At 67.6% G+C, this 13,357-nt stretch carries 13 protein-coding genes; 9 read left to right on the top strand and 4 right to left on the bottom strand.

What is annotated here, in order from left to right:
* Nucleotides 1–10 precede the first annotated feature (10 nt).
* Nucleotides 11–706 (top strand): ABC transporter ATP-binding protein, encoded by a 696-nt coding sequence (locus ACFP3H_RS25725; RefSeq protein ID WP_378609928.1) that lies wholly within the window; start codon nt 11–13, stop codon nt 704–706.
* 186 nt (nt 707–892) lie between these two features.
* Here ACFP3H_RS25725 and polA read toward each other — a convergent pair whose 3' ends face one another.
* Entirely contained in the window at nt 893–3,625 is a 2,733-nt protein-coding gene (gene polA / locus ACFP3H_RS25720; protein WP_378609810.1) for a DNA polymerase I, read from the bottom strand.
* Nucleotides 3,626–3,893: 268 nt separating this feature from the next.
* Here polA and ACFP3H_RS25715 point away from each other — a divergent pair, with 268 nt between their 5' ends.
* Both ACFP3H_RS25715 and ACFP3H_RS25710 read left to right on the top strand, forming a co-directional pair.
* Nucleotides 3,894–4,397, top strand: a complete 504-nt coding sequence (locus ACFP3H_RS25715; RefSeq protein WP_378609809.1) for a GNAT family N-acetyltransferase — start codon at nt 3,894–3,896, stop codon at nt 4,395–4,397.
* 287 nt (nt 4,398–4,684) lie between these two features.
* On the top strand, nt 4,685–5,104 hold the full coding sequence (locus tag ACFP3H_RS25710; RefSeq protein ID WP_378609808.1) for a 2-isopropylmalate synthase: 420 nt from the start codon (nt 4,685–4,687) through the stop codon (nt 5,102–5,104).
* Nucleotides 5,105–5,167: 63 nt separating this feature from the next.
* Here the strand turns inward: ACFP3H_RS25710 and trxA are convergent, their stop codons facing one another.
* Complete coding sequence (trxA, locus tag ACFP3H_RS25705) at nt 5,168–5,542, bottom strand: thioredoxin (RefSeq protein ID WP_378609807.1); 375 nt, start codon at nt 5,540–5,542, stop codon at nt 5,168–5,170.
* A gap of 196 nt (nt 5,543–5,738) precedes the next feature.
* Between trxA and ACFP3H_RS25700 the strand changes: the two genes are divergently transcribed.
* From ACFP3H_RS25700 to ACFP3H_RS25685, 4 genes are all read left to right on the top strand, one after another.
* Complete coding sequence (locus tag ACFP3H_RS25700; RefSeq protein WP_378609806.1) at nt 5,739–6,818, top strand: isocitrate/isopropylmalate dehydrogenase family protein; 1,080 nt, start codon at nt 5,739–5,741, stop codon at nt 6,816–6,818.
* A gap of 168 nt (nt 6,819–6,986) precedes the next feature.
* Nucleotides 6,987–7,850 (top strand): ABC transporter substrate-binding protein, encoded by an 864-nt coding sequence (locus ACFP3H_RS25695; protein WP_378609804.1) that lies wholly within the window; start codon nt 6,987–6,989, stop codon nt 7,848–7,850.
* A 1-nt stretch (nt 7,851) separates the two neighbouring features.
* The gene (locus ACFP3H_RS25690; RefSeq protein WP_378609803.1) at nt 7,852–8,790 is read left to right on the top strand and encodes an amino acid ABC transporter permease; all 939 of its coding nucleotides are present in this window, start codon (nt 7,852–7,854) and stop codon (nt 8,788–8,790) included.
* Nucleotides 8,791–8,816: 26 nt separating this feature from the next.
* Nucleotides 8,817–9,569, top strand: a complete 753-nt coding sequence (locus ACFP3H_RS25685) for an amino acid ABC transporter ATP-binding protein (RefSeq protein ID WP_378609927.1) — start codon at nt 8,817–8,819, stop codon at nt 9,567–9,569.
* A gap of 60 nt (nt 9,570–9,629) precedes the next feature.
* On the opposite strand, the gene ACFP3H_RS25680 is transcribed toward ACFP3H_RS25685, so the two are convergent.
* A complete protein-coding gene (locus ACFP3H_RS25680) occupies nt 9,630–10,277 on the bottom strand; it encodes a MerR family transcriptional regulator (protein WP_378609801.1) in 648 nt (215 codons plus the stop codon).
* 102 nt (nt 10,278–10,379) lie between these two features.
* Between ACFP3H_RS25680 and ACFP3H_RS25675 the strand changes: the two genes are divergently transcribed.
* Both ACFP3H_RS25675 and ACFP3H_RS25670 read left to right on the top strand, forming a co-directional pair.
* Nucleotides 10,380–11,327 (top strand): hypothetical protein, encoded by a 948-nt coding sequence (locus ACFP3H_RS25675; protein WP_378609800.1) that lies wholly within the window; start codon nt 10,380–10,382, stop codon nt 11,325–11,327.
* Nucleotides 11,324–11,746 (top strand): ABA4-like family protein, encoded by a 423-nt coding sequence (locus ACFP3H_RS25670; protein ID WP_378609798.1) that lies wholly within the window; start codon nt 11,324–11,326, stop codon nt 11,744–11,746. The genes ACFP3H_RS25675 and ACFP3H_RS25670 overlap by 4 nt, the downstream gene beginning before the upstream one ends.
* 2 nt (nt 11,747–11,748) lie before the next feature.
* Here ACFP3H_RS25670 and ACFP3H_RS25665 read toward each other — a convergent pair whose 3' ends face one another.
* Nucleotides 11,749–13,299, bottom strand: a complete 1,551-nt coding sequence (locus ACFP3H_RS25665) for an acyl-CoA carboxylase subunit beta (RefSeq protein WP_378609926.1) — start codon at nt 13,297–13,299, stop codon at nt 11,749–11,751.
* Nucleotides 13,300–13,357 lie beyond the last annotated feature (58 nt).

Here is a 13,357-nt window from a genome sequence, read left to right as displayed (position 1 = left end):
GGTGCGCGACATGGTCGTGAACTACGGCCGCATCGAAGCGCTGCACGGCATTTCGCTCTCGGTCGCCGAGGGCGAGCTGGTGACGTTGCTCGGTGCCAACGGCGCGGGCAAGACCACCACCATGCGCGCGCTGTCGGGTCTGCTGCCGCTCACCTCGGGGCAGATCCTGTTCGAGGGCAAGGACATCTCCACGGTGAAGGCGCACGACCGCGTGGTCGGCGGCCTGATCCAGGCGCCGGAGGGTCGCGGGGTGTTCCCCGGCATGACGGTGGCCGAGAATCTCGACATGGGTTGCTACGGCAGGCCTTTCGAGAAGAAGTCCGAGTACCAGCAGACCCTGGACTGGGTGTTCGAACTGTTCCCGCGCCTGGCCGAACGGCGCAAGCAGGTCGGCGGCACCATGTCCGGCGGCGAACAGCAGATGCTCGCGATCGGCCGCGCCCTGATGGCGCGTCCGAAGCTACTGCTGCTCGACGAACCCTCGATGGGCTTGGCGCCCATGGTGATCCAGCAGATCTTCCGGATCATCAGCGAGATCAACCGCCAGGGCACCACGGTCCTGCTCGTGGAACAGAACGCCCAGCAGGCCCTGACCCGCAGCGACCGCGCCTACATCCTGGAAACCGGCGAGGTCACCAAGTCCGGCCCCGGCGCGGCACTCCTGACCGACCCCGCGGTCAAGTCGGCCTACCTCGGCGTCGACTGACCCTCCACGCACACCCACCGCGGCCCCGCACCACTCGCCTGTCGAGTGATGCGGGGCCGCTCGGCTTCGGGTGCGACGCTGATCGATGTCACGCCGGATTCCGTACCGGCCCCCGACAGCGTCGGTACGCGAGTCGATTGACGGCGAGGCGGCCGACCCGGTGGTGCGGGTCGGCCGTTCGTCGGCTCAGTGGGCGGCTGCGTCCCAGCTGCGGCCGGTGCCGACGGAGACTGTCAGGGGGACCGACAGGTCGATTGCGGCGGACATCTGTTCGCGGGCGAGGGCTTCCAGGGTTTCGCGTTCGCCTTCGGCTACCTCGAAGACCAGTTCGTCGTGGATCTGGAGCAGCATTCGCGAGCGCAGGCCGGCCTCGCGGATGGCGTTGTGGACATTGATCATGGCGACCTTGATGATGTCGGCGGCCGTGCCCTGGATGGGGGCGTTCAGTGCCATGCGTTCGGCGGATTCGCGGCGTTGGCGGTTGCTCGAGTCCAGGTCGGGCAGGTAGCGGCGGCGACCGAACAGGGTTTGGGTGTAGCCGACCTTGCGGGCCTGGTCCACGACATCGGCGAGGTAGTCGCGGATGCCGCCGAAACGGTCGAAGTAGATGTCCATCTGCTCCTTGGCCTCGGCCGTGCTGATCTTGAGCTGGGCGCTGAGCCCGTAGGAACTCAGCCCGTAGGCCAACCCGTAGGACATGGCCTTGATCCGGCGGCGCATCTCCGGGTTCACCTCCGACAGCGGAATGTCGAAGGCCTTGGACGCGACGAACGTGTGCAGGTCCTCGCCGGAATTGAACGCCTCGATCAGGCCCGCGTCGCCGGACAGATGCGCCATGATGCGCATCTCGATCTGGCTGTAGTCGGCGGTCATGAGCTCGGTGAAACCGTCCCCGACCACGAAGGTGTCGCGGATCTGGCGACCGGTGTCGGTGCGGATCGGAATGTTCTGCAGGTTCGGCTCGGTCGAGGACAGGCGACCGGTGGCGGCGATGGTCTGATTGAAGGTGGTGTGCACGCGACCGTCGTCGGAGACCGACTTGAGCAGGCCGTCGACGGTCACCTTCAACCGGGTCGCGTCCCGGTGGGCCAGCAGGTGTTCGAGGAACGCGTGGCCGGTCTTCTCGAACAGCGACTCGAGCGCGTCGGCGTCGGTGGTGTAGCCGGTCTTGGTGCGCTTGGTCTTCGGCATGTCGAGCTCGTCGAACAGCACCACCTGCAACTGCTTGGGCGAGCCCAGGTTGATCTGCTTGCCGATCACGTCGTAGGCCGCGTTGGCGGCCTCGGCGACCCGGTCGGCGAACTGCTGCTGCAGGTTCTCCAGCTGGGCGATGTCGACCGCGATCCCGGCCTCCTCGAGCTGACCGAGTACGCCCAGCAGCGGCAACTCCATCTCCTCGAGCAGCGGCGTCGACTCGATGGCGGCCAATTCGGTGTCGAGGGCATCGGCCAGATCGGCCACCGCGCGAGCGCGCAGCATCTCCTCGCGGGCCACATCGGCGGCGTGGGTGTCCTCGTCGTCGAGCAGTGAGAGCTGAGCGGAGGTCTCGGTGTCGACCCGCAGGGCTCGCTTGAGATAGCGCCGCGACAGATCGTCGAGGTCGAAACTGCGCTGACCGGGCCGAACCAGGTAGGCCGACAGCGCGGTGTCGGTGGCGAGCCCGCCGAGGGTGAAGCCGCGTCCGCGCAGGGCGTGACCCGCCGCCTTGGCCTCGTGTAGCGCCTTGGGCACCTCGGGATCGGCCAGCCAGGCGGCCAGCGCGGTCTCGTCCTCGGGGCTCAGCGCGGTCAGGTCGATGTAGCCGCCCTCGCCGTCGGCGGCCGCGATGGCCAGCGCGCGCGCGTCACCGTGGACCGGGGTGCCGGTGCCGACGATCGAGAGACCATGGCGCACACCGGCTTTGGCGTGTTCGGCCAGCCAGTCGGCGACCTCGCCCTGCTCCAGCGAGGCGCCGCTGATCTCGAAACCGGTCTCGACCTCCGGTTCGGGCGAACCGAGGGTGTCGAAGAGCCGGTCGCGCAGCACCCGGAACTCGAGATCGTCGAACAGCTGATGGATCTTGTTGCGATCCCACGGGGCCTTGGCCAGCTGATCGGGGGTGTAGGGCAGCGGCACCTCGCGCACCATCTCGGTGAGCTGACGGTTGAGCACCACGCTCGACAGGTTCGCGCGCAGCGAATCGCCGACCTTGCCCTTCACCTGATCGACCCGGTCCACCAGGGTGGCCAGGTCGCCGTATTCGCGGATCCACTTGGCGGCGGTCTTCTCGCCGACCCCGGGGATGCCGGGCAGGTTGTCGCTCGGGTCGCCGCGCAGGGCCGCGTAATCGGGGTACTGGGTGGGGGTGAGCCCGTACTTGGTCTCCACCTCGGCCGGGGTGAACCGGGTCAGATCCGAGACGCCCTTCTTCGGGTAGAGCACGGTGACGTCGTCGTTGACCAGCTGGATCGCGTCCCGGTCGCCGGTGACGATGAGCACGCGGTACCCCTGCGCCATCGCCTGGGTGGTGAGCGTGGCGATCACATCGTCGGCCTCGTACCCGTCGATCGCCATCACCGGAATGCCCATCGCGCCGAGCACGTCCTTGGTGAGCTCGACCTGGCCACGGAACTCGTCGGGCGTGGCGCTGCGATTGGCCTTGTACTCCGGGTACGCCTCGGTGCGGAAGGTCTTGCGCGAGACATCGAACGCCGCCGCCACATGGCTGGGCTTCTCGTCACGCAGCAGATTGATCAGCATCGAGGTGAACCCGTACACGGCATTGGTGGTCTGCCCGGTGACGGTCTTGAAGTTCTCCGCCGGTAGCGCGAAGAACGCGCGATAGGCGATCGAATGCCCATCGATGAGCAGCAGCGTGGGCCGCTCGCCCTCGGGAGCAGTGGTCGTTGTCGATGCCTGCGCAGTCGTCGGTGAACTCACGTCGATGAGTCTAGGGACAACCACCGACAGTATTTAGTGGCGGCTGGCGCCGCGTGGGTTCTCGGCCCGGTGGGCCTCGATCTTCCCTCCCTCCGGGTACTCCTTCGTCGCACCCTCCACTCAGTCCAGATCGAGGCGGCCGAGAACCCGGCGCCTGCGGCGCGGGTGCGCGGGGAAAACCGTGTGACAGGAGGGGTGTTGGCGAGAAACTATGGGGCTCATGTTGATTCGAGCCGGAGGCGCTGCCGACGCGGCTGCCGTTGCTGCCTTGCACACTGCCAGCTGGCGCACTGCTTACGCCGGGATTCTGCCCGCGGACTATCTCGCCGGGCAGGTCGAGGCCGATCACGCGAACAGTTGGCGTGCGCTTCTCGCCGATCGGGTGACGGCGGGGATGTTCGTCGCGGAGGCGGACGCGCGTGTGGTCGGGTTCGCGTATCTGCGCCCGGTCGGCGCGCGGATTCTGCTCGACAACCTGCACGCCCACCCCGGGGCCCGTGGGCAGGGCATCGGTTCCCGGCTGGTCGAGGCGGGGCTGGGGTGGGCGGGGGAGAGCTTTCCGGATCGGGAGGTCTATCTCGAGGTGCTCACCGCCAACACGGCGGCGATCGGGTTCTACGAGAGTCGCGGCTGGCAGCGCACCGCCTCGGGCACGGTGCGGTTCCCCGACGGGACCACCGTCGCGGAGTTCGAATACACCTGGCGCGGTGTTGCCCCGCGCACCCTCATCGCCGCCCCCGACACGAACGTTACCGATCCTGAGCTGCGGTGATCGTACTCACCGGTAGACACCCCGCCCGGTGAACGAGGTTGCGGTTTCGCGACGATCGACCTATTGTCGACTGCGTGCCGAATCCCGCCCGTTGTGCCGCGCTGCCAGTCGCTGACCGCGACCGCGCGGACGCTGCTGCGCAGACCGCGCACGCACGGTGGATTCTCGTAGTACCTCGCCGTAGCGGGGTCTGATTCGGACCAGCCCCCACGCTGCGGGCTGAATTTCCATTGTTCTGCTGGTCCCCACCTGCCAACGAAGACATCTTCGGGAAGACCTCACCTGCAATGACCCTGACACTGGACCATGCCCTGCTCGCCGCCGCCCCCAAGGGCCTGCGCGCCGAGCTCACCGACCTCGACCCCGCCGCTTTCCTCGACCGGTACACCCGCGCCGACGGACCCCTCGCCCTGGGCGAATGGTCTTGTTCCGGAACGGATTTCACCGCCACCCTGGAACTGGCCGACCACCTGCGCACCGTCATCGCCACCGGAAGCCCGGTCGCGGCGATGACCTCGGCGCTCTACGACGAGGGCTACCCCCTCGAGATCCTGCACTTCCACCAGCGCCCCACCGCCGACGGCACCGCCACCTTCATGCAGTGCGAGTTCAACGGCAGGCGCGGCTGGGCGGTCGCCACCGCGGCCGGCAGCGCGGAATCGACCGTGCGCGCCATGATCGCCGGCGTCAACCTGCTCGCGCGCTAGACCCCGACGCACGAAGGGCCCGTTCACCTACCGAAGGTGAACGGGCCCTTGACGTTTCGTGGGTTACTCGGCGGCGGAGGACTGCTGCTCGGCGAGCTGCTTGCGGACCTCGTCCATGTCGAGTCCCTTGACCTGGGTCACCAGGTCCTCCAGCGCGGCCGGCGGCAGCGCGCCCGGCTGGGCGAACACGAGCACGCCCTCGCGGAAGGCCATGATGGTCGGGATCGACTGGATGTTGGCGGCCGCGGCGAGCCCCTGCTCGGCCTCGGTGTCGACCTTGCCGTAGACGACGTCGGCGTGCTTCTCCGACGAGGTCTCGAAGGTGGGTGCGAAACTCTTACACGGTCCGCACCAGGAAGCCCAGAAATCGACGAGGACCACGTCGTTTCCGGTGATGACTTCGTCGAAGTTCTGCTGGGTCAGCGTCTGGGTGGCCATGACGTCCTCTCCTTGTCGGTGTCCTCGGCTGTAACGCCGCGGGATGCCTCTATCTTCCCCCGATCCGGGGATGCGCACGCTGTCCCCGGCCGCCGAGGCGGCGAATGCCCACTACAACGCGGGAAAATTCGGTCGATACCGCGTGTCCGGCGGCCCACGGTCCCCGCGGGTGGTCCGCGGGCGCGAAGATGGGGGCGTGAACGCGACGAAGGCGGGCCTGCGGCTCGGAGTGATCGACGGTGACGGCATCGGCCCGGAGGTGGTCGCGGCCACCCGCGCGGTGGTCGACGAGGCGATCGGCGCGGCCGGGTCGGCCCCGGTCGAATGGGTGCCGTTGCTGATCGGCCACGACGCCATCGCCGCCTACGGCAACCCGCTGCCCGAACAGACCCTGGTCGCGCTCGAGGACCTCGACGCCTGGATCCTCGGCCCGCACGACAACGCCTCCTACCCCTCCGACATGCGGGTGGCCCCGGGCGGCACGATCCGCAAGCGGCTCGAGCTCTACGCCAATATCCGCCCGGCCGCCGCGTTCACGGGCGTGCGCGCGATGGCGCCCGAGATCGACCTGGTGATCGTGCGGGAGAACAGCGAGGGCTTCTACGCCGACCGCAACATGTTCGCCGGCTCGGGGGAGTTCCGCCCGACCGAGGATGTGGCGATGGCGGTCGCGGTGATCACCCGCCAGGCCTGCGAACGCATCGCCCATCAGGCCCTGCGGTTGGCGCGCGGGCGGCGCAAGCACGTGACCGTGGTGCACAAGGCCAACGTCCTGCCGATGACGACCGGGCTGTTCCGCGATGTCTGCTACGAGGTGGCCGCGCAGTACCCGGACGTGACCGTCGACGACGAGCACGTCGACGCGATGGCCGCGCTGCTGGTCCGCGCACCGGAGCGCTTCGATGTGATCGTCACCGAGAACCTGTTCGGCGACATCCTCTCGGATCTGGCCGGGGAGCTGAGCGGTTCCCTCGGGCTGGCGGCCTCGCTCAACTGCTCCGACACCCGCGCGATGGCCCAGGCCGTGCACGGCGCGGCGCCAGGCCTGGCCGGGCACAATCGCGCCAATCCCGCCGCGCTGCAATTGTCGTCGGCAATGTTGTTGCGCTGGTTGGCAGTTCGCGACAACGACCGAATTCTGCACGATGCCGCCGACCGCGTCACCCGTGCGGTGACCGCCACTCTCGCCGCCGGAATCGCGACCGCGGATCTGGGCGGGCTGGCTTCGACGAGTGAATTCACCGAGCAGGTCAGAGCTCGCGTCCACCGCAGGTGAACAGACCCCTTTCACATTCGCTGATTAATCTTCGGTTACTGTCGCAGCACGCTGTGTCCGGTTCGCATACATTGCCAAACAGGCGCTGACACGTGGCCGGCGTCGTCGTGAAATGTGGAGGCTTCTTTGTCTGTTCGTACTGTCCTCGGCCGTAGCGCCGTGCGACTGATGTGTACCGTCGCCGGCGGTGCCCTGCTGCTGTCCGCCTGTGCCGAGAACACCGAAGGTGACGGCACCACCGTGGAGACGGTGTCGGTGGAGAAGGTCGACGCGATCGCGGCGACCCTGCCCGACAAGGTCAAGCAGGCAGGCAAGTTGGTCGTCGGCGTGAACGTGCCGTACCAGCCGAACGAGTACAAGGACGCCAGCGGCAAGATCGTCGGCTTCGACGTGGACCTGCTCAACGCGGTCGCCGCGACCCTCGGTCTGACGGTCGACTACGTCGAATCCAACTTCGAGAAGATCATTCCCGCGGTGCAGGCGGGCACCTACGACGTGGGTATGTCCTCGATCACTGATTCGGTCGAACGCGAGAAAGAGGTCGATTTCACAACCTATTTCTCCGCGGGTATCCAGTGGGCCCAGCAAACCGGTAAACCGGTCGATCCGAACAATGCGTGTGGCAAAAAGGTCGCCGTACAGGCCACTACGGTCGAGCACACCGACGAGATTCCCGCCAAGAGCGCCAAGTGCGTCGCCGAGGGCAAGCCCGCCATCGATATGAAGGCATTCGACGAGCAGAGCGCCGCGACCAACGCGCTGGTTCTCGGCCAGGTCGACGCGATGTCGGCGGATTCGCCGGTGACCGCGTACGCGGTCAAGCAGAGCGAGGGCAAGATCGAGTCCGCGGGCCCGCTGTTCGACTCCGCGCCCTACGGCTGGGCCGTGCAGAAGACCTCGCCGCTGGCGGTGTCGCTGCAGAAGGCGCTGCAGCACCTGATCGACAACGGCAAGTACGGCGAGATCACCACCAACTGGGGTGTGCAGGACGGTCAGATCAAGACCTCGGTGATCAACGGTGCAGTGAGCTGACGTGACCGACGAGAAAGGCACGGTGGAGGTGCCCAAACCGGGCACCGAACCCGAACCGATCAAAGCGGTCCCGCTGCGCAGGCCGGGCCGCTGGATCGCGGCGGCAATCATCCTGATCCTGGTCGGATTGTTCGTCTACGGTGCGGCCACGAATCCCGCCTACCGGTGGGACACCTACGGCAAGTACCTGTTCGACAGCCGCATCACCGAGGGCGCGATCGTCACCCTCGAACTCACCGTGCTCGCGATGGCGATCGCGGTGGGTCTGGGCACGGTGCTCGCGGTGATGCGCCTGTCGCCCAACCCGGTGTTGCGCACGGCGGCCTGGGTGTACCTGTGGATCTTCCGCGGTACCCCGGTCTACGTGCAGTTGGTGTTCTGGGGCCTGGTGCCCTCGCTGTACCGCCAGATCGACCTCGGCGTGCCGTTCGGGCCGCAGTTCTTCCATCTCGATGTGCAGAACCTGCAGGCCGCGTTCCTGTTCGCGGTGATCGGTCTGGGTCTCAACGAGGCCGCCTACATGGCCGAGATCGTGCGCGCGGGCATCAACTCCGTCGGCGAGGGTCAGCGCGAGGCGTCGGTGGCGCTGGGCATGTCGTGGACGCAGACCATGCGCCGCACGGTGTTGCCCCAGGCCATGCGGGTGATCATCCCGCCGACCGGCAACGAGCTGATCGGCATGCTCAAGACCACCTCGCTGGTCACCGCGATTCCACTCAGTACCGACCTGTTCGGTCGCGCCCGTGACATCTACGGCGTGAACTTCCAGCCGATCCCGCTGCTGCTCGTCTGTGCCACCTGGTACCTGGCGATCACCAGTATCCTGATGGTCGGCCAGTACTACTTGGAACGCCATTACTCGCGCGGTGCCACCCGGCAGCTCACCGGCAAGCAGCTGCAGGAACTGGCCACGGCGCAGGCGGCGGTGAAGGCGAAATGAGCGAACCAGACGTGACGGTCGCGCCGATGGTGTTGGCGGACCGGGTGTGCAAGAGCTTCGGGGCGCTGCAGGTCCTCAAGGGCATCTCCCTGGAGGTGCAGCGCGGCAAGGTGCTCACGCTGGTCGGCCCGTCGGGGTCGGGCAAGTCGACGTTCCTGCGGTGCATCAACCACCTCGAGCAGGTCAACGCCGGTCGGCTCTATGTCGACGGTGACCTGGTCGGCTACCGGGAGAAGAACGGCAAGCTCTACGAGATGCACGAGCGCGATGCCGCGATCCAGCGTCGCGACATCGGCATGGTGTTCCAGCATTTCAATCTGTTCCCGCACCGCACGGCGTTGGAGAACGTGATCGAGGCGCCCATCCAGGTGCGTGGCATCCGCAAGTCCGAGGCGATCGCGCGGGCCGAGGAACTGCTCGACCGCGTCGGCCTCTCGGCCAAGCGCAATGCCTACCCGGCGCAGCTCTCGGGTGGTCAGCAACAGCGGGTGGCCATCGCGCGAGCACTGGCGATGGACCCGAAGCTGATGCTGTTCGACGAGCCCACCTCGGCGCTGGACCCGGAACTGGTCGGTGAGGTCCTCGCGGTGATGCGCGAACTCGCCGATTCGGGTATGACCATGCTGGTGGTGACCCACGAGATGGGCTTCGCCCGCGAGGTCGCCGACGAGCTGGTGTTCATGGACGCCGGTGTGGTGGTGGAGTCGGGTCCGCCGCGCGAGCTGCTGTCCAATCCCCAGCAGGAGCGGACGAAGGCCTTCCTGTCCAGGCTGTTGTAGGGCCCCCGGGCCTCGAGTGCGCCGCCGGTTGCTGATGCGACCGGCGGCGTTGTCGTCTTGTCAGTCCGTCGGCCTGGTGCCGGTTTCGAGGCGTTCCAGGGAGACCTGGGCCTGGGCTATGCGGCGGATGGCGGACAGGGCGGTGTCGCCGAGGACGGTGATGACCACGACCCGGTCGATGATGTCGTCGCGGCTGTCGGCGGCCAGGGCGGTGGCCACGTCGTTCTCGGCGACCAGGCGGGCGGCGTCGAAGTAGGCGGGCAGGGCCTCGGTGCCCCAGTCGGGGTAGCCGAGTTGGGCGGCGCGGACGAGGACGCCGGTGAGAGTGTCGATGGCCTGGGGGCTGGGTTTCATGTCCCAGCCGCGCCGGTCCATCTCCGCGCGCACGGTGGCGTGGGCGCGCTCCCATTCGGCGTCGGGGGCGGCCGGGACGGGGGTGCCGAGGCTGCCCTGGACCACGCCGAGTACATGGAACAGCGGCATCTCGGGGGAGTCGACCGCCGCGAGGACCTCCGCGACGGTGGCGACCGGGATCCCGCCCACCTCGATCATGGCGCGGACGAGCCGCAGCCTGCGCAGGTGTTGTTCGTCGTAGCTGGCCTGGTTGGGGCTGGTGCGCACGCCCGGCGGAAGCAGTCCTTCGCGCAGGTAGTACTTGATGGTGGCCACCGCGATGCCGCTGCGTTCGCTGAGCTCCGAAATCCGCACTGCTACCTCCGCTTTCGTTCGCACCCCTTGCCGATATCCCCCGAGGCGGATAGTCTAACTATCCATAACGGATAGTGCAGCTATCTACCTCTGGAGAGTCGTATGTCAGTCTCGTCCGCCCCCGCGATGCCCCGCCGAAACGCCCCGCTACATCGACCGCTGATGTATTTCGCCGCCGCCAACGCCGTGCTGGTGGTTCTCGCCGTGCTCGGGATGCTGGTCGACGACCGGGTGATCGCCGGGTCGACCGCCTGGTTCAAACCGACCAAGTTCGCCGTCTCGTTCGTCCTCTACAGCGTGGCGCTGGCCTGGCTGATCTCCTTGCGGCCCAAGCCGTCTCGACTCACCTGGTGGATGGCGACGGTGATCGTGATCGCCGGGGTGATCGAGCAGGTGATCATTGTCGGGCAGGTGATCCGCGGAACGCGCAGTCACTACAACATGACCACCGCCTTCGACGGCACGCTCTGGGTGATCATGGGATCCACCATCATCATCCTGTTCCTGGCCACGCTGGTGATCGGCGTCGGGCTCATGCGCGCACCCCTCGGCGACGCCTCGATCACCTGGTCGATCCGCCTCGGCATCGCGATCACCCTGGTCGGCCTGGCGCTGGGAAACCTGATGCCGCAGCAGGAATCCGGCGTCGAGGGCATCGCGGGCGCGCACACTGTCGGAGCCCCCGACGGCACCCCGGGCATGCCGCTGACCGGGTGGAGCACCACCGCCGGTGACCTGCGCATCCCGCACTTCTTCGGCATGCACGCCCTACAGGCCCTGCCCGTGCTCGCCGCGCTGCTGGTGTTCCTCGCCCCACGGATCCCGCTGCTGCGCCCGGTGCGGGTCCGCCTCGGTCTGATCCGCACCGCCTCGGCCGGGTACGCGGCGGTGCTGGCCCTGGTGACCTGGCAGGCCCTGCGTGGGCAGCCGCTGATCCACCCCGACCGGACGACCCTCACCGCCGCGGCCGTCATCGTCGTCGGAGTTGTTGTCGGAGTAACGATCTCGGTCGCGAGCGCGGCCGAGCGCCGAAAGGTAGCCACCGCATGAGCACGCTGTTCGATCTTTCCTTTCTCGTCACCGTCCCGTTCTGGGCGCTGATGATCTTCGCCCCGACCTGGCGGTGGACCCGCACGATCATCGCCTCGCCGTGGATCGTGTTGCCGGCCTTGGTGATCTGGGCGATCGTCACGATCCCGGTGCTGGGCACCCTGGTGCGGTTGGTGCTCTCGCCGTCGCTGGACGCCATGATCACCGCCGCCGCTCACCCCGCCGTGCTCACCGCCCTGTGGGCGCAGATCATCGCGTGGGATCTGTTCCTGGGCCGCTGGGTCTACCTCGACAGCCGCGAGCGCGATATCCACCCGGTGCTGATGGGCCCGCTGCTGGTCGGCACGATCCTGTTGTCGCCCATCGTGTTTCCGGTCTACCTGCTGGTGCGCGAGGTCGCCCGCCGGTCGACGGACTAGCGCTACAGCGGCATCAGCCGGTGTTTGCACGGGGCCAGGTCGACGTGCTTGTCGGCGAGCAATCGCATGGCCTTGCGGATCTCCAGGCGGGTGGTCGAGGGTTGGATGACGGCGTCGATGTACCCGCGTTCGGCGGCGGTCCAGGGGGTGGCCACGGCGGCGTTGTAGAAGTCGACCATCTGCTGACGCACGGCCGGGCGGTCGTCGGCGGGCAGGGCGGCGAGTTGTTTGCGCTGGGTCAGGCCCACCGCGGCCTCGGCGCCCATCACCGCGATCCGCGCGGTCGGCCACGCCAGATTCAGGTCGCCGCCGAGCTGCTTGCAGCCCATCACCGCGTACCCGCCGCCGTAGGCCTTGCGCACCACCACGGTGACAATCGGGACGGTGGCCTCGACCACGGCGTAGAAGAACCGGCCGCCGCGTTTGATCACGCCGATCTTCTCCTCCTCGACCCCGGGCAGCACACCCGGTGTGTCGACGACGAAGACCAGCGGGATGTCGAAGGCGTCGCAGAGGCGGATGAAATGGGCGGCCTTGTCCGAACCGCGCGCGTCGATCGCGCCGCTGGCCACCAGCGGCTGGTTGGCGATCACGCCCACGCTGCGCCCGTCGACCCTGGCGAAACCGGTGATCAGATTGCGGGCGACACCGTCGCCGATCTCGTGGAACTCGCCGTCGTCGAAGATCCGCAGCAGCACGTCGTACATGTCGTAGCCCCTGCGGTCCGAATCCGGGATGAGCGTGTCGAGTTCGCGATCGGAATCGGTGATCTCCGGTTCCAGACCGGGATTGACCAGCGGTGGCCGTTCGAAGCAGTTCGACGGCATGAAGCTCAGATATGCGCGCGCCCACTCGAAGGCGGCCTTCTCGTCGGTCGCGACATGATGGATATTGCCGTTGTGCGCCTGGTTGAACGCGCCGCCCAGTTCCTCGAGGGTGACCTCCTCGCCGGTGGTCTCCTTGATGATCTCGGGCCCGGTCACGAACAGGTAGGCCGATTCGGTCGCGATCAGCACATCGGTGTTGATCGGCGAATACACCGCGCCCGCAGCGCATTTGCCCAACATGATCGACACCTGCGGCACCACCCCGGACAGTCGGGCCTGCCGCCTGCTCATCTCCGCGTACCAGGCCAGCGAGGTCACCGCGTCCTGCACGCGCGCGCCGCCGGAGTCGTTGATCGCGACGAACGGACAGCCGATATCGGCGGCGAGATCCATCGCCATCGCGACCTTGCGGCCGAACATCTCACCCACCGAACCGCCGTGCACGGTCTGATCGTGGGCGATCACGACCACGGGGCGACCGTCGATGCGGCCGTGCCCGGTGACCACGCCGTCGCCGTAGAGGCCGTCGGTCACGCCGGGTTGGCGGACCAGGGCGCCGATTTCGACGAAACTTCCCTTGTCGAGCAGTATCTCGATGCGCTCGCGGGGGCTGGGGATCCCTTTCGCGAGGCGTTTGGCGATGCCGGCCGCACCCGCCGGTTCCCTCGCCGCCGCCAGATTCTCGCGGAGTTGTTGCAGTTTCGCGGCAGTACCAGTCGACTCCACCACGCACGCCCTTCCCTCGTCCTGGTCGAGCACTCCTTCATCGGGTAGCCACAGAGTA

The sequence above is a fragment of the Nocardia lasii genome, assembly GCF_042658545.1.
Taxonomy (GTDB): Bacteria; Actinomycetota; Actinomycetes; order Mycobacteriales; family Mycobacteriaceae; genus Nocardia; species Nocardia lasii.
Note: the sequence above shows the minus strand (reverse complement) of the source record. Positions and strands in the feature narration are given on the sequence as shown.